The organism is Ornithinimicrobium carbonis (assembly GCF_050703245.1).
Taxonomy (GTDB): domain Bacteria; phylum Actinomycetota; class Actinomycetes; order Actinomycetales; family Dermatophilaceae; genus Ornithinicoccus.
Genome location: NZ_CP192647.1, coordinates 351,114 through 365,563 on the forward strand (window position 1 = coordinate 351,114; position 14,450 = coordinate 365,563).

Consider the following 14,450-nt stretch of genomic DNA (forward strand, 5'->3'; position numbering starts at 1 on the left):
TCCGCGGGCGGGACTGCCCGTGCGGGCCCGTCCGCGGGCGCGGGACCCGCCCGGCCGCTGACCGCGCGCGGGTCTCACCCGACCCCGAGGAACTCCCGGAGGGCAGGCAGCTCGCGCCGCGCCTGGACCAGCCCGGCCTCGTGGCTGGCGCGCAGGCGGGCCACGTCCCGGGTGCCGTTGCCCACCGGCATCGACTCCGGCACGAAGAGGTGGGCCGCGCCGGCCCGCTCCAGCTCCCAGAGCCGTTCCCGGGTCGCGGCGTAGGCCTTGTGACGCCGTCCCAGCGCCTCGACGACGGCGGGGAAGCGACGGAAGTGCTGGCGAAGGTAGCGCAGGCCGGACCGCGCCGGCGGGGGCTTGACGTAGCTCCGCGGCTGGGTGAGCACGACGAGGAAGCGCTCGTACCCGTCGGCCACCGCCGCGTCCAGCGGGATGCCCCCCGAGGGACCCAGCGCGCCGTCGACGAAGACCTCGCCGTCGATCGTGACGGGCGGCATGACGACCGGCATCGTCGAGGACGCCCGCACGCGGACCATGAGGTCCTCGAGTCTCGCCAGGTCCTCCCGTCCCCAGTAGACCGGCTCGCCCCGGGTGGCGTTGAACGCGCCGATCCGGACCTGCGCGGGGTCGGCCGTGAAGGTGTCCCAGTCGAAGGGCAGCGCCTGCCCGGGCAGCCCGGTCTCCTCGTAGATGTACCGCGCGTTGAACAGCCCCTGCCCCCGCACGAAGGTCCGCCAGTCCCCGAACCGCGGGTCCGTGACGAAGTCGGTGAAGCTGTGCCGGGCGCGCCAGGGGTCCCGCGAGAGAGTAGTTGGCCGTGTTGCTCGACCCCGCCGAGATGCCGCCGACCCAGTCCAGGTGCAGACCCTCCTCGAGCAGGGCCACGAGCAGCCCGGAGGTGTAGGAGGCCCGCATGCCACCGCCCTCGAAGACGAGGGCGGTGCCGGTCACGGTGGAGGTCGGTCGCTCCATCCCCCGAGGGTATGGCGTGCCGCCGCCAGGACCCGACGCTCCTCCTCGTCGGTCAGCCCCGCGGCCCGGGGGACGGTGCGGGTCTCCTCGTAGGAGAGGGCGGCGCGCAGGGTGTCCGCCAGCGGCCGGGTGCGCAGTCCTGCCGCCCGGGCCCGCCCGGTGTCCAGGGTGCCGAACCCGCGCTGGTCGGGATCGTCGAGCCACAGCGGCATCGAGGTCGGTCCCATCCAGGGGCGGACCCCGAGCCGGGCGAGGACGGGCGGGGGTATGGCGTGCACGAGGGCCCGGGTGGCGGCGACCTCGGCGGCCGTCGTCAGGGCCCGCGCGAGGGTGGTGGTCGGGCCGGTGACGTTGAAGGGGCCACGGAGCTGCTGCTCGGAGGCCGTGACCACGAAGGCCGCCAGGTCGCGGACGTCGACCAGCGCCACGGGCAGCTCCGGGTCGTCGGGCACCGCGACCTCCGCACCGACCGGGTGGGCGAACCGCCACGGCCAGTAGCCGCTGCGCCCGGACGCGTCGCCCGACCCGCCGATCAGCCCAGGGCGGACCACGGCCGCCGGGGTTCCGCTGGTGAGGACGGCCTGCTCGCAGGCGACCTTGGCCCCGCCGTAGGTCTCCGTCCCGGCCATCCGGTCGGCGTCCAGGGCCGGCACGAGCGGCGCGTCCTCGTCCGGCTCGGGTCCGACGTCGTCGCGGTAGACGTTGGCGGTGGAGACGAGGAGCAGGTGGGCGGCGGTGAGGTCGCGCAGGACCCGCCGCACGTGCACGGGGTGCACCGTGAGGTCGACGACGCCGTCCCAGCGACGGCCCGTGACGGGAGCCAGCCCGTCGTCCTCGTCGCGGTCGGCCCGGACGAAGGGAACGCCGTCGGGCGGGGGTGCCGAGCCCCTCGCCAGGCAGGTCACGGCGTGGCCACGACGCGCGGCCTCCTCGGCGACGGCACGACCGAGGAAGCGGGTCCCGCCCAGGACGAGGAGCTCCATACCCCCAGGGTGGCAGGCGCGTCCCCGGAGCGCCTGACGGAGCACGAGGGCGCCGCGTCCTATCGTGGGCCGATGGTGGTCGACGGGGTGGTGCTGCGCCGGTGGAGCCTGACCCTGCTCGGCGTGACCGCCGCGATCGTGGTCTCCTCGCTCCTCGGCCACCTGCTGCTGCGCGACACCTCCTGGCACGACGTCTTCTCCTACCTGCACGTGGCCGGGGAGCAGGGCATCGCGGCCTACTGGAACAGCGCCCTCCTCGTGCTCGTGGCCGTGGCGGCCTGGGTCAGCGGCGTCGGGGCGGCCCGTCGTCGGACGCGGTGGGGCTGGTGGGTGGTCGCCGCCGTCGTGCTCTTCCTCAGCATCGACGAGGCCACCCAGCTGCACGAGCGGACCGCCCAGCTGGTGACGACCAACCCCTTCCCGACCTTTCCCTGGGTGGTCGTGGGGATCCCGCTGGCGGTCCTGCTCGCCGTCGTGCTGGGGCTGGCGACCAGCACCCTGCCGGCGGTGATGCGTCGACGGCTGGGGCTGGCGCTGGGCCTCTACCTGCTCGGAGCCCTGGGCTTCGAGGCGATGAGCGGGTACTTCTGGCGGCAGCAGCGCCCCGACGTGTCCGAGGGCTTCGGCACGCTCGAGGAGGCCCTGGAGATGGTGGCCTGCATCTACGCCGCCCACGTCGTCGTCGCGGCGCTGCTGCCCGTGCGGGTCGAGCTGCGGGCGGGGCGCCCGCGGCGGGCCGCAGGCGCCTCCGCCGAGCAGGTCGGCTCACCAGCGGTGGGCGACGTCGACCACGAGCCGGGCACCGTCGCCCGGGCCGTCGAGGACGAACACGCGGAACGGTAGCCGGGCGCGCACGCCCAGGCCGAGCGTGCTGCGTCCCTCGAAGCTGCCCGCCCACGCGACCTGCCGGAAGGTGGACCAGCCGTCCACGTCGACGAGCTCGGTGCGGTCGGCGAACGTGTAGGTCGCCCGGCCCCGGTCGTCGTACGCGGGCGAGTGCAGGACGACCTGCAGGCGGGCGCCGCCGGCGAGGGGGACGACCGAGCCGCTGCCGTCGGCCCTGACGGCGTCGACGTAGCGCACGTCGTAACCCAAGCTGCCGGGGACGGCGTCGACGTCCAGGACGAGCCGGTCGAAGCAGGTGTGCCGCCCCGCCCGGACGTCGGACAGGGTGCCGGTCCGGGTGGTCACGCCGGCCGACCTCGCCAGCGACCCCCACACGATGCCGCAGTAGCTGGTGGCGGTGGGCACGGTGACGTGGGCGGGCATCGTCCCGGTCGTCGTCCCGGTCGTCGTCCCGGCCGTCATCGTCCCGGCGGTGGCCGCCCGGGGCGGGGCACCGGTGGCGGCGGTGGCCGACAGGCCCGCGACGAGGGTCGCGGCGACGGCGGCGACGGTGACCCGTCGGGGTGCTCGGAGGGTGCTCATGATGTCGGTCCTTCCGTCGGGGGCCGGAGCCCCGGAGCATGGCGCGGACGCGTCATACCCCCTCGTCGCAGGCGGGAGGAGAAAGGTTGCACCGGGAGCGGGTGCGGTGCGCCCGGGTGGTGGGATGCGCCCGGGTGGTCACGGCGGTGGCGGCGGTGGCGGCGGTGGCGGTGGCGGCGGACGGGTACCGGCGGAGGGGTCCCTCGCTCAGGCGGGGCGCGCTGCCAGCAGCGTGACGAGGTGGCCGGTCGTCGGCACGCTGCCGCTGTGCACCAGCTCCTCGTCGACCACCAGGCCCGGGGTGCGCAGCACCCCGTAGGCCGCGATCTCCCCGTAGTCCGTCACCTTCTCCACGTCGGCGTCCAGGCCCAGCCTGCCCAGGGCCTCCCTCGTCCGCTCCTCCAGCCGCGCTGGCAGTTGCGGCAGCCGGGACCCAGCACCTTGACGATCATCTGCGCCTCCTCGCGCGTCGGTCGTCGACCTCGTCAGCCGACGATGTTGAACACCAGGCCCAGGGCGACGATGCCCAGGGTCACGGAACCGAAGTAGAGCGCCAGGAGCGGGGGACGCATCACCCGGCGCAGCATGATGGCCATCGGGCCCGACAGGGCGATCGAGCTCATCATGAAGGCCATGACCGTGCCCAGGCCCATCCCCTTGGCCCACAGGGCCTCACCCACGGGCACGACGCCGGCGCCGTTGACGTAGAGCGGAACGCCCGCCAGCGTCGCCACCACGACGGCCAGGGGGTTGTCCGGTCCGGCCCAGCGGGCGAAGAAGTCGGTGGGGACCCAGCCGTGGATGGCCGCGCCCACGCCCACGCCGACGAGGACCCAGATCCACACGTCGCGGAGGATGTCGCGGCTCTCCCCGAGGGCGGCCTCGACCCGCTCGGGAAGGCTCGGCCGGTGCCCCCGGCCCTCAGCGCCGCGACCCGGCTGGTGCGGACCACGTCCTCGACCCACCGGTCCAGCCGGAAGCGGGAGAAGACCCAGCCGATCGTCATCGCCAGCGTGCCGCCGGCCAGGACGTAGGCGACGGCGACGTCCCAGCCGAACTGGTCGCCGATCATGATCGCCGCGATCTCGCTGACCAGCGGCGAGGCGACGAGGAAGGTGAGGGTGATCGACAGCGGGATCCCCGCGGCGACGAACCCGATGAACAGGGGGATGGAGCTGCAGGAGCAGAACGGGGTGACCACGCCCAGGACGACGGCCAGGAACAGTCCGAGGCCCAGTCCGCGACCCTCCAGGTAGGCCCGGGCACGGTCCAGGTCGAGGGAGGCGCGGGCCATCCCGACGACGAACATCAGGCCCAGCAGCAGGAGGAAGATCTTCACGGTGTCGTAGAGGAAGAAGTGGACCGAGGAGACCAGGCGGTCGCCCAGGTCCAGGCCGAGCCAGCCCACCGCGGCGTCCCAGAACCATCCGTTGAGCGCGTAGGAACCGGTCCAGGCGAGGGCGCCGAGACCCAGGCCGAGCAGCAGCCTGCGCTCGGCCGTCGTCGTGGCGGTGGTGGCCCTCGTGGTTCTCGTCGTCGCCATCGGCCCTCCGCGGGGAGGGGAGGTCGGCGGGGGTCCGTCGGGGGGCGCCGGCCTCCGTGGGCGTCCGACCAGCAGGAACGGTCGGACGGTCCCATTCTACTACTCGACGTCGTGGACCGGGTGCGGTCCTCGTCCGGCCGGCCGCGCCGGACCCGTGCCCAGGTACGGGGTGCATACTGGCAGGGATGCCAACCTTGCCCGCACGTCGTCGCCACCTCGCCAGCAGCCCTTTCCGGCCCGAGCCGGAGCCGGTGATCACCCAGTTCGTCCGCGACGACCGCGTCTCCCACGACTCCTACGGGATGGGGCGGGTGGTCGGGGTCGAGGCGGACGCGGTCACGGTCGACTTCGGCACCCGCACGATGCGCATCCTCAGCCCCTTCTCCAAGCTGGCCAAGCTCTGAGCGGTCGCCCCGTAGGTCCTCGAGCGGTGGACAGGAGCGGTGGACAGGAGCATCCCCCTGCTCAGGCGACGATGACCTGCACGAGCAGGATCTTGAGGATCAGGCCCAGCGCGAACAGCGCCGCGTAGCCGGCCTCCACCCGCTCGTCGGTCACCCGGCCCTTGGCGTAGGCCAGGATGGCCGGCTGCCCCACGAAGCCGGCCAGCCCTCCGGCCGCCCGCTCGGTGCTGACGCCGGCCAGCCGGGCGACGAGGATGAAGAGCAGACCCGCGGCCAGGGTGATGACCACCGCTCCCGTGACCACCCTCAGACCGGTCCACGTGAACGCCTGCGCCGCGAAGGCCTGCCCCGAGATGAGGCCGGTGGCCCCGAGGAAGAGCAGCAGCCCCAGCTGCCGGATGGTGAGGTTGGCGGCCAGCGGGAGGCCCCAGACCAGCGGTCCGGTGCGCTCCACCCGCCCGAGCACGATGCCGACCACGAGCGGACCGGCCGCCGACCCCAGGGCGAAGCTGAGCCCGCCCGGAAGGGGCAGGGCGAACAGGCCGAGGACCAGCCCCGCGGCGAGGCCGACCCCCAGGGTCAGGGCGTCGATCTCGCTGACCTTGCGCTCGGAGTCGCCGAAGAGCTCCTTCACGTCGCCGAGCCGTCCCCGGGGGACGATGACGCGCACCCGGTCACCGAGCTCGAGGACGAAGTCCTCGGAGGCCAGCAGGTCCAGGTCGCCCCGACGCACCCGGGTGACCACGCCGTCCAGCCGGCCGGGGACGTCCAGCTCGCCGACGGTCCGGCCCGCGACCCTGGGGTCGGAGACGACGAACCGGCGGTAGTCCACCTCGCGGCGGTCGTGGGCCAGGTGTTCGTCGACCCGACGCCCGAGGTGGTCCCGGCCCCGGACGACCGCCTGCTCGGGGCCCACCATGACCACGCGGTCGCCGACCTCGAGGCGTTCCCCGGGGTGCACGACCCGGGTCCGGCCGTCCCGGGCCAGGTAGGAGAGCCGGAGCTCTCCCTCGGCCAGGCCGGGGACGTCCGAGAGGGCCGAGGGCCGCTCGACCTCCACCGAGATGTCGACCAGGCCCTCCCCGGCGGCCGATCCGGGGTCGCGGCGGCCCGGCCAGGACCGGTTCAGCAGGACGGCCACGAGCAGGATCGTGACGACCACGCCCACGGGGTAGGACAGCGAGTAGCCGACCGCCGGGTCCTGGCTGCCCGTGCGCTCGGCCGCGGTGGCCAGCGCCGGCGTCGAGGTGAGGGCTCCGGCGTAGGTCCCGGCGGTGAGCGCCGGGGACAGGCCCAGGACCGCGCCCACGACCATGGAGACGCCCGTCATGACGACGAGGACCAGGGCCGCCCCGCCCATGAGGGGCAGCTGGCGACGCAGGTCGCGGAAGAAGGTGCTGCCCGCCGTCAGGCCGACGGTGTAGACGAACAGGGCCAGCCCCAGCGTCTGGACGAGCGCGAGGCCCTCGCCGAGCCGGGGGTCGAGGGCCCCGACGCCCAGCCCCACGAACAGCGCGCCGGCCGGGCCGAAGCGCAGCGGGCCGAACGGGACGGCCCCGACGAGCGTGCCCAGGGCGACGACGACCATCATCGTCAGCAGCGGCGTCGAGGCCAGCGCGTCCACCATGGGCGGGAGTCTGTCACCCCCGGTCTCCGGGGCGGCCGCCCGCGGGCGGGTCTCAGGGGCGTCGGCCCGCGAGCTTCTCCAGCATCGTGCCCAGCCCGCGACGGGCGGACTCCTCGGCCGAGCGGACCCGCTCGTCCGTGAGCCGGGCCGCGGCGACCGCCTCGGCGGCCCGCGCCTCGGCCGCCCGGCACGCCTCCAGACCCTCCCGAGCCTCCCTCAGCACCGCCCGGCGGTCCTCGTGGAAGCGGGCCACCTCGGCCGCGGCCAGCTCCACCGACCGGTCGAGCAGGAACCGGTAGGAGGCCCTGACCTTCTTCCCGGTCGTCTTGCGCTCCAGGGCGTCGACCTCCTCGTCGACCGACTGCCGCATGAAGGGCAGGGGGTCGGAGGTGTACTCCGCCCCGGCGGCGGCGGCGTGCTCGGCGCGCTCGCGTCTCTCCCGGGCCTGCGCCAGCTCGCGCTCGGCCTCCCGCAGCGCCGCGGCGGCCGCGTCCCGGGAGGCGGCGAAACGGGTCTCCAGCACGTAGACCAGCTGCTCCTGCTCACCGGGCGCGAGCCCGTCCGCGGCGGGGGAGCCCACGGGTGGGCCGCCCTCGGCGCCTCCCTGTCGTCCCTGCTCACTCATTCCGGCACTCCCCGTCCATCACGTGGTCGGACCCCACCCTCTCATCCACCCGAGGGTGCTCCTCCGTCGTCACGGACCGCGCGGCGTCACGGTCGGCGCACCCGTCCCTCCTCCCACACGGGTTCGTCGGCCTCGCGGACGGTGCCGTCCGCCCCGAAGACCACGAAGCGGTCGAACCGGCGGGCGAACCACCGGTCGTGGGTGACGGCCAGCACGGTGCCCTCGAACCCGGCCAACCCCTCCTCGAGCGCCTCGGCCGAGTCGATGTCGAGGTTGTCCGTGGGCTCGTCCAGCAGCAGGAGGGTCGCGCCCGACAGCTCCAGCACGAGGATCTGGAACCGTGCCTGCTGCCCGCCGGAGAGGGTGTCGAAGGTCTGCTCGGCCTGGCGCGCCAGCTCGTAGCGGTCCAGCACGCGCGCCGCCTCCTCCCTCGTCCGCCCACGACGGTGGTCGTCCCCGCGGTGCAGGATCTCCAGCAGGGTCCGGCCGGCGAACCCCTGGCCCTCGTGGGTCTGCGCGAACCAGCCGGGTCGCACCCGTGAGCCCAGGCGTGCCACCCCGGTGTGCCGCACCTGCGGCGGCCGGACCTCGCCCACGGGCTGCTGCTCCGGCTCGGGGTCCGAGCCCCCACCGGCCAGCAGGCGCAGGAAGTGCGACTTGCCCGACCCGTTCGAGCCGAGCACCGCGACCCGCTCGCCGTACCAGAGCTCCAGGTCGAAGGGGCGCATGAGGGCCTCCCCGACCCCGTCCGGGCCGAGCAGCTCCAGCCGCTCGCAGACGACGGCGCGCTTGGCGGTGCGGCCACCGGTGAGGCGCATCGTCACGTGCTGCTCGCGGGCGACCTTCTCCGGCGGGCCGGCCTCCTCGAACCTGCGCAACCGGGTCCGGGCGGCCTGGTAGCGCCCGGCCATGAGGTCGTTGTAGCCGGCCTTCTGCTTGTACATCAGCATCAACCTGCGCAGCTTGGCGTGCTCCTCCTCCCAGCGCCGCAGCATCTCCTCCAGCCGGGCGTTGCGGTCGGCCCGCGCCTGGTGCCAGGTCGCGAACGATCCCGGGTGGGTCCACGCGGACGCCCCGGCCGCGCCGGGCTCGAGGGTCACCACGCGGGTGGCCGTCCTGCTGAGCAGCTCACGGTCGTGGCTGACGAGCAGCACGGTCTTGGGCGTGGCCAGCAGCTGCTCCTCCAGCCACCGCTTGCCGGGGACGTCGAGGTAGTTGTCCGGCTCGTCGAGCAGCAGCACCTCGTCGGGTCCGCGCAGCAGGGCCTCCAGCACGAGCCGCTTCTGCTCCCCGCCGGAGAGGGTGGCGACGCGGCGCCACTGGGCCTGCTCGAACGCCGGTCCCAGGGCCGCGGTGGTGACCTCGTCCCACCGGGTCTCCTGCTCGTACCCTCCCGCGTCGCCCCAGTCCGCCAGCGCCTGGGCGTAGGCCATCTGCGCCGGCTCGTCGTCGACCTCCATGATCGCCAGCTCGGCCGCGTCGAGGGCCCGGGCGGCCTCGGCGACGCGGGCCGGCGCGACGGAGACGAGCAGGTCGCGCACGGTCGAGCCGTCCCGCACCGACCCCACGAACTGCCGCATCACCCCGAGCCCGCCGGACCGGCCGACCGACCCCTCGTGCGGGGCGAGGTCCCCGGCGACGATGCGCAGCAGGGTGGTCTTGCCGGCGCCGTTGGGGCCGACGAGCGCGACCGTGGCCCCCTCGCCGACCCGGAAGCCGACGTCGGTCAGCAACGGCCTGCCGTCGGGCAGGACGTAGCCGATCCCGGCCAGGTCGACGTGCCCCATGACGCGAGCCTGACACACCGCACCGTGCGCACCAACGCATTTCTTCCCTGCCGGACCGGGCTTGTCCCTGCTTGGAAGACCGGGCGTCGCGGGGCCGGGTCAGGAGTCCTGCGGCCCCTCCTCGGCGGCGTCCCACGCGTCCAGCGCGTCCTGGATCTGCGCCTCGCTCATCGTCAGCGGCGTGCCCACGATCCACTGGTGGCCGAAGGGGTCCCGGAAGCGACCCTGGCGGGAACCGTAGGGCTGATCCTGGACCGGGAAGACCAGCTCGCCTCCACCGTCGAGGGCACGGGAGACGAGGGCGTCGGGGTCGGCGCAGACCAGGCTGAGGATCACGCCCCTCCCCTGCTCGGGGGAGCCGGGGTCGTGCTCGTCGGCGTCCTTGACCTGGAGGCTGGAGCCCCCCGGCAGGGCGAGCTCGGCCAACACGACCGCCCTGCCCATGGTGTGGCGGGAGACCACCTCGGCGCCGAGCACCTGTCGGTAGTACGCGATAGCCCGGTCGGCGCCCCCGGGCTCATCCGGTCGGCCGATGACCAGCTTCGGAGTCAGCTGCAGCGTCGTCATGCCTCCATGCTGGCGCACGCCCGGGGAATGAACCACGAGCGGCCCGGGTTGAGCCAGGTGAACTCAACTTCGATGAGTCCCGGTTTGACAACAGGTCGCCCGGTTCTCCAGGGTTGAGTGCAGACGTGTCAATCCACGTCGCGGCGCCCGCCCGGGCGCGGCGGCACGACATACCAAGGAGAGCAACGCATGGGACGTGCAGTCGGCATCGACCTCGGCACCACCAACTCGGCGGTCGCCGTCCTCACCGGTGGCGAGCCGGAGATCATCGCCAACGCGGAGGGTGGTCGCACGACCCCGTCCGTGGTCAGCTTCGCCAAGAACGGCGAGGTCCTCGTCGGTGAGGTCGCCAAGCGGCAGGCCGTGACCAACGTGGACCGCACCATCCGCTCCGTCAAGCGCCACATGGGCACCGACTGGAACACGACGGTGGACGACAAGAAGTACACCCCCCAGGAGATCAGCGCCCGCATCCTCATGAAGCTCAAGCGGGACGCCGAGTCCTACCTGGGTGAGCCGGTCACCGACGCGGTCATCACCGTGCCGGCCTACTTCGACGACGCGGAGCGCCAGGCCACCAAGGACGCCGGGGAGGTCGCCGGCCTCAACGTCCTGCGGATCGTCAACGAGCCGACCGCCGCCGCGCTGGCCTACGGGCTGGACAAGGGCAAGGAGGACGAGCTCATCCTCGTCTTCGACCTCGGTGGCGGCACCTTCGACGTGTCCCTGCTCGAGGTGGGCAAGGACGCCGAGGACGGTTTCGCGACCATCCAGGTCAAGGCCACCCACGGCGACAACAAGCTCGGTGGTGACGACTGGGACCAGCGGATCATCGACCACCTGGTCACCACGGTGAAGAACCAGTCCGGCGTGGACCTGTCCAAGGACAAGATCGCCCTCCAGCGGCTCAAGGACGCCGCCGAGCAGGCCAAGAAGGAGCTCTCCTCCTCGACGAGCACCACCCTGAACCTGCAGTACCTCTCGATGGGGGAGAACGGTCCGATCCACCTGGACGAGACCCTCACCCGCGCCCAGTTCGAGCAGATGACCTCCGACCTGCTGGAGCGCACCAAGGCTCCCTTCGAGCAGGTGATCAAGGACGCCGGAATCTCGCTCAACCAGATCGACCACGTCGTCCTCGTCGGCGGTTCCACCCGCATGCCGTCCGTCGCCGAGCTGGTCACCAAGATGACCGGGGGCCAGGAGCCGAACAAGGGCGTCAACCCGGACGAGGTCGTCGCCGTCGGCGCCGCTCTGCAGGCCGGCGTCCTCAAGGGTGAGCGCAAGGACGTGCTGCTCATCGACGTCACCCCGCTGAGCCTGGGCATCGAGACCCAGGGCGGCATCATGACCCGCCTGATCGAGCGCAACACCGCGATCCCGACCAAGCGCAGCGAGGTCTTCACCACGGCCAGCGACAACCAGCCGTCGGTGGGGATCCAGGTCTACCAGGGCGAGCGCGAGATCGCCCAGCACAACAAGCTGCTGGGCAACTTCGAGCTGACCGGCATCGCCCCGGCGCCCCGCGGCGTGCCGCAGATCGAGGTCACCTTCGACATCGACGCCAACGGCATCGTGCACGTCTCCGCCAAGGACCGCGGCACGGGCAAGGAGCAGTCGATGACCATCTCCGGCGGCAGTGCGCTGCCCAAGGAGGAGATCGAGCGCATGGTCAAGGACGCCGAGGCGCACGCCGAGGAGGACAAGCAGCGGCGCGAGGAGACCGAGACCCGCAACACCGCCGAGCAGCTGGTCTACTCGACCGAGAAGTTCCTGACGGACTCCGGCGAGCAGGTCCCGGCGGACGCGCGCGGCCCGGTCGACAGCGCCCTGGCGGACCTCAAGGAGGCCCTCAAGCCCGAGTCCGGCGCCTCGATCGAGGACATCAAGGCCAAGATGGAGACGCTGTCCACCGAGTCCCAGAAGATGGGTTCGGCCATGTACGCCCAGCAGCCCGGTGCCGAGGGTGCCGGCGCGGGGGCCGGGTTCGCCGACGCTACCGGCGCGGCGGACGTGGACAGCAGCCGCACCGGCTCCGGTGACGACGGCGACGTCGACGTCGTGGACGCCGAGGTCGTGGACGACGAGGAGACCAAGTGACCGACCACCACGACACCCCGGACACCTCCCGCGAGGAGGAGCTCCAGGACGGTCGCGGTCCGGTGATCCGGGACAAGCGTCGCATCGACCCCGAGACGGGTATGCCGCGCGCCACGGTCGGGGAGGGCGTCAAGTCCTCCCCGGCCGGGGCGGGGGACGCCGACGCCGGCGCGGCCGGCGCCGGCCCCGGCGCCCCCGGTGGGGCGTCGACGGAGGCCTCCGCCGACACCGCCGGGACGGCCGACCTGCACCCGGACACCGCCCTGGCCGCCGAGCGGCTCGAGGAGATGCGCCGGATGCAGGCCGAGTTCGTCAACTTCCGCAACCGCACCCAGCGGGAGCGCGAGGGTGACCGTACCCGCGCGGTCGCGGCGGTCGTGGAGGCCATGCTCCCGGTCCTGGACGACATCCACTCGGCGCGCGAGCACGGCGACCTCGTCGAGGGCCCGTTCGCCGCGATCGCCGAGAAGCTGGAGGGGACGCTGGGACGCTTCGGCGTGGAGCGGGTCGGCGAGGTCGGCGAGGAGTTCGACCCGACCGTCCACGAGGCCCTCATGCACCTGCCCGCCGAGCAGGCGGACCTGCCCGACGGGGCCACCGGCATGACGATCGTCCAGGTCGTCCAGCCCGGGTTCAAGGTCAACGAGCTCGTCGTCCGCGCGGCTCGGGTGGCCGTGGCGGACGCCGGGTGAGCCGACCCACGTCATACCCCTCCCGGCCGGTCCCCCCGGACCGGCCGGGGCGGGGGCCAGCAGGACGACAGCGCAGCGCAACGACCGGGACGACGAAGGAGGAGGTGAGGACCGGTGGTCAGCCAGGACTGGATGGACAAGGACTTCTACGCGATCCTCGGCGTGCCCAAGGACGTCGACGAGAAGACGCTGAAGAAGACCTACCGCAAGCTCGCCCGCGAGTGGCACCCGGACGCCAAGCCCGGTGACGCCGCGGCGGAGCAGCGGTTCAAGGACATCGGTGAAGCCTACGCGGTTCTCTCCGACGCCGAGCAGCGCAAGCAGTACGACGCGGTCCGCGCCATGGGCGGCGGGGCCCGCTTCACCGCGGGCGGCCCCGGGGCCGCCGGTGGGACCGGTGGCTTCGAGGACGTCTTCGCCCAGATGTTCGGCGGCGGTGGGGGTGCCCAGAACGTGCGCTTCAGCACCTCGGGCGGCCCCGGTGCCGGAGGCATCGACCTCGAGGACCTGCTCGGTGCCTTCGGCGGCGCCGGCGGGTTCGGCGGGCAGGGCTTCCCGGGCGGCGGCCAGGCTTCCCCGGTGGCGGGCAGGGTCGCCCGGGCGGGGGAGGGTTCCCCGGCGGGAGCTACCCCGGCGGTGGTCGCACGGTCCGTGGCCAGGACGTCGAGGCGCGCACCACGATCGACTTCCGGGCCGCGACGACCGGTGACACGGTCTCCCTCAGCAAGCCCGACGGCGGGCGCATCACCACCCGCATCCCCGCGGGCGTCAAGGACGGCCAGCGGATCCGGCTGCGAGGCAAGGGGATGCCGGCACCGGTCCCGGGCGGCGAGCCGGGCGACCTCATCCTGCACGTCACCGTGGAGCCGCACCCCGTGTTCGGCCGGGAGGGCGACGACCTCACCGTCGACCTGCCGGTGACCTTCGCCGAGGCGGCCCTCGGGGCCACCGTCGAGGTGCCCACGCTGGAGGGCGCGCCGGTGAAGGTGCGGATCGCGCCCGGCACGCCCTCGGGGCGGGTGCTGCGGGTCAAGGGACGCGGCATCAAGGCCAAGGGGGGCGCCGGTGACCTCCGGGCCAGGGTGCAGGTCGTCGTGCCCCAGCGGCTCTCCGACGACGCCCGGGCGGCCGTGGAGACCCTGCAGGCCGAGGAGGTCGGCACGGACCCGCGCGCCGAGCTGATGAGGCGCGCCCAGGGGTGATGAGCATGGATCGGGACACTCCCGTCTACGTGATCTCGGTCGCGGCCGAGCTCGCCGGGATGCACGCCCAGACCCTGCGCCAGTACGACCGGCTGGGCCTGGTCGTGCCGTCCCGCACCCGCGGCGGCGGCCGCCGCTACTCGGCGCGGGACGTGGACCGGCTGCGCGAGGTCCAGCGGCTCTCGGCCGAGGGGGTCGGCCTCGGGGGCATCCGTCGGGTCCTCGACCTGGAGAACGAGGTCGAGGACCTGCGCTCCCGGGTGGCTCGGCTGACCGCCGAGAACCACGCGCTGCGCGAGGCCGTGGGCCAGCTGCCCCGGGTCTTCGCCGCCGGCCGTCACGGCGAGGTGGTGGCCCTGCGCGCCGGCACCCGCCCGCGGCCGACCTCCCCGGGCACCTCGCTGACGCTCTGGCGTCCGCAGGGCTGGCCGTTCGAGGACTGACGGGTTCCTCCCGGTCGCTCGGAGCCACCCCGGCCGGACACCGCGGTCGGCGTCCCTGCCGGGAGGACACCAGCCGG

The 14,450-nt window shown here is 73.7% G+C and carries 14 protein-coding genes and 3 pseudogenes; 6 read left to right on the forward strand and 11 right to left on the reverse strand.

Going from position 1 to position 14,450, the window contains the following annotated elements; translation table 11 throughout:
• Positions 1–74 precede the first annotated feature (74 nt).
• From ACQ95T_RS01790 to ACQ95T_RS01800, 3 genes and pseudogenes are all read right to left on the reverse strand, one after another.
• Positions 75–509, reverse strand: a complete 435-nt coding sequence (locus tag ACQ95T_RS01790; protein WP_431473884.1) for a DUF6363 domain-containing protein — start codon at positions 507–509, stop codon at positions 75–77.
• A pseudogene (locus tag ACQ95T_RS01795) lies at positions 507–972 on the reverse strand (patatin-like phospholipase family protein); the annotation flags it as partial. The pseudogene ACQ95T_RS01795 and the gene ACQ95T_RS01790, both read right to left, overlap by 3 nt.
• Entirely contained in the window at positions 948–1,955 is a 1,008-nt protein-coding gene (locus tag ACQ95T_RS01800) for an NAD-dependent epimerase/dehydratase family protein (RefSeq protein WP_425943092.1), read from the reverse strand. The pseudogene ACQ95T_RS01795 and the gene ACQ95T_RS01800, both read right to left, overlap by 25 nt.
• 72 nt (positions 1,956–2,027) lie before the next feature.
• Here ACQ95T_RS01800 and ACQ95T_RS01805 point away from each other — a divergent pair, with 72 nt between their 5' ends.
• Positions 2,028–2,798 (forward strand): hypothetical protein, encoded by a 771-nt coding sequence (locus ACQ95T_RS01805; RefSeq protein ID WP_425943093.1) that lies wholly within the window; start codon positions 2,028–2,030, stop codon positions 2,796–2,798.
• Here ACQ95T_RS01805 and ACQ95T_RS01810 read toward each other — a convergent pair.
• The 4 genes and pseudogenes from ACQ95T_RS01810 to ACQ95T_RS01825 form a co-directional block, all read right to left on the reverse strand.
• Positions 2,721–3,224, reverse strand: coding sequence for an AMIN-like domain-containing (lipo)protein (locus ACQ95T_RS01810; RefSeq protein ID WP_425943116.1), 504 nt, complete (start codon positions 3,222–3,224; stop codon positions 2,721–2,723). The two genes, ACQ95T_RS01805 and ACQ95T_RS01810, sit on opposite strands and share 78 nt — an antisense overlap.
• 366 nt (positions 3,225–3,590) lie before the next feature.
• Entirely contained in the window at positions 3,591–3,737 is a 147-nt protein-coding gene (locus ACQ95T_RS01815; protein ID WP_431473451.1) for a thioredoxin family protein, read from the reverse strand.
• Between the two features lie 131 nt (positions 3,738–3,868).
• Positions 3,869–4,348: a permease gene (locus tag ACQ95T_RS01820; RefSeq protein WP_431473452.1), complete on the reverse strand. Its 480-nt coding sequence runs from the start codon at positions 4,346–4,348 to the stop codon at positions 3,869–3,871.
• A 26-nt stretch (positions 4,349–4,374) separates the two neighbouring features.
• A pseudogene (locus ACQ95T_RS01825) lies at positions 4,375–4,926 on the reverse strand (permease); the annotation flags it as partial.
• Positions 4,927–5,111: 185 nt separating this feature from the next.
• Between ACQ95T_RS01825 and ACQ95T_RS01830 the strand changes: the two are divergent.
• Positions 5,112–5,330 (forward strand): hypothetical protein, encoded by a 219-nt coding sequence (locus ACQ95T_RS01830; protein WP_425943096.1) that lies wholly within the window; start codon positions 5,112–5,114, stop codon positions 5,328–5,330.
• A 61-nt stretch (positions 5,331–5,391) separates the two neighbouring features.
• On the opposite strand, the gene ACQ95T_RS01835 is transcribed toward ACQ95T_RS01830, so the two are convergent.
• The 4 genes from ACQ95T_RS01835 to ACQ95T_RS01850 all read right to left on the reverse strand — a co-directional run bounded on the left by ACQ95T_RS01835 (position 5,392) and on the right by ACQ95T_RS01850 (position 9,936).
• Positions 5,392–6,957 carry an aspartate:alanine exchanger family transporter gene (locus ACQ95T_RS01835; RefSeq protein WP_425943097.1) on the reverse strand — a complete coding sequence of 522 codons (1,566 nt, stop codon included), beginning with the start codon at positions 6,955–6,957 and terminating at the stop codon, positions 5,392–5,394.
• Positions 6,958–7,009: 52 nt separating this feature from the next.
• Positions 7,010–7,582 (reverse strand): hypothetical protein, encoded by a 573-nt coding sequence (locus tag ACQ95T_RS01840; RefSeq protein ID WP_431473453.1) that lies wholly within the window; start codon positions 7,580–7,582, stop codon positions 7,010–7,012.
• 86 nt (positions 7,583–7,668) lie between these two features.
• The gene (locus ACQ95T_RS01845) at positions 7,669–9,369 is read right to left on the reverse strand and encodes an ABC-F family ATP-binding cassette domain-containing protein (RefSeq protein WP_425943099.1); all 1,701 of its coding nucleotides are present in this window, start codon (positions 9,367–9,369) and stop codon (positions 7,669–7,671) included.
• Positions 9,370–9,468: 99 nt separating this feature from the next.
• Positions 9,469–9,936: a VOC family protein gene (locus ACQ95T_RS01850; RefSeq protein ID WP_425943100.1), complete on the reverse strand. Its 468-nt coding sequence runs from the start codon at positions 9,934–9,936 to the stop codon at positions 9,469–9,471.
• A gap of 189 nt (positions 9,937–10,125) precedes the next feature.
• Here ACQ95T_RS01850 and dnaK point away from each other — a divergent pair, with 189 nt between their 5' ends.
• From dnaK to ACQ95T_RS01870, 4 genes and pseudogenes are all read left to right on the forward strand, one after another.
• On the forward strand, positions 10,126–12,036 hold the full coding sequence (gene dnaK / locus ACQ95T_RS01855; protein WP_425943101.1) for a molecular chaperone DnaK: 1,911 nt from the start codon (positions 10,126–10,128) through the stop codon (positions 12,034–12,036).
• Positions 12,033–12,728: a nucleotide exchange factor GrpE gene (locus tag ACQ95T_RS01860; RefSeq protein WP_425943102.1), complete on the forward strand. Its 696-nt coding sequence runs from the start codon at positions 12,033–12,035 to the stop codon at positions 12,726–12,728. The genes dnaK and ACQ95T_RS01860 overlap by 4 nt, the downstream gene beginning before the upstream one ends.
• A 114-nt stretch (positions 12,729–12,842) precedes the next feature.
• Positions 12,843–13,930 (forward strand): annotated as a pseudogene (locus tag ACQ95T_RS01865) (DnaJ C-terminal domain-containing protein).
• The gene (locus ACQ95T_RS01870; protein WP_425943104.1) at positions 13,930–14,373 is read left to right on the forward strand and encodes a heat shock protein transcriptional repressor HspR; all 444 of its coding nucleotides are present in this window, start codon (positions 13,930–13,932) and stop codon (positions 14,371–14,373) included. Before ACQ95T_RS01865 ends, ACQ95T_RS01870 begins: the two are co-directional and overlap by 1 nt.
• Positions 14,374–14,450 lie beyond the last annotated feature (77 nt).

What these genes read in the sequence shown, in the direction of transcription:
- ACQ95T_RS01835 (WP_425943097.1), bottom strand. Translation starts at nt 6,957, where the DNA reads ATGGTGGACGCGCTGGCCTCGACGCCGCTGCTGACGATGATGGTCGTC.
- ACQ95T_RS01800 (WP_425943092.1), bottom strand. Translation starts at nt 1,955, where the DNA reads ATGGAGCTCCTCGTCCTGGGCGGGACCCGCTTCCTCGGTCGTGCCGTC.
- dnaK (WP_425943101.1), top strand. Translation starts at nt 10,126, where the DNA reads ATGGGACGTGCAGTCGGCATCGACCTCGGCACCACCAACTCGGCGGTC.
- ACQ95T_RS01805 (WP_425943093.1), top strand. Translation starts at nt 2,028, where the DNA reads ATGGTGGTCGACGGGGTGGTGCTGCGCCGGTGGAGCCTGACCCTGCTC.
- ACQ95T_RS01845 (WP_425943099.1), bottom strand. Translation starts at nt 9,369, where the DNA reads ATGGGGCACGTCGACCTGGCCGGGATCGGCTACGTCCTGCCCGACGGC.
- ACQ95T_RS01840 (WP_431473453.1), bottom strand. Translation starts at nt 7,582, where the DNA reads ATGAGTGAGCAGGGACGACAGGGAGGCGCCGAGGGCGGCCCACCCGTG.
- ACQ95T_RS01790 (WP_431473884.1), bottom strand. Translation starts at nt 509, where the DNA reads ATGCCGGTCGTCATGCCGCCCGTCACGATCGACGGCGAGGTCTTCGTC.
- ACQ95T_RS01870 (WP_425943104.1), top strand. Translation starts at nt 13,930, where the DNA reads ATGAGCATGGATCGGGACACTCCCGTCTACGTGATCTCGGTCGCGGCC.
- ACQ95T_RS01850 (WP_425943100.1), bottom strand. Translation starts at nt 9,936, where the DNA reads ATGACGACGCTGCAGCTGACTCCGAAGCTGGTCATCGGCCGACCGGAT.
- ACQ95T_RS01830 (WP_425943096.1), top strand. Translation starts at nt 5,112, where the DNA reads ATGCCAACCTTGCCCGCACGTCGTCGCCACCTCGCCAGCAGCCCTTTC.
- ACQ95T_RS01810 (WP_425943116.1), bottom strand. Translation starts at nt 3,224, where the DNA reads ATGCCCGCCCACGTCACCGTGCCCACCGCCACCAGCTACTGCGGCATC.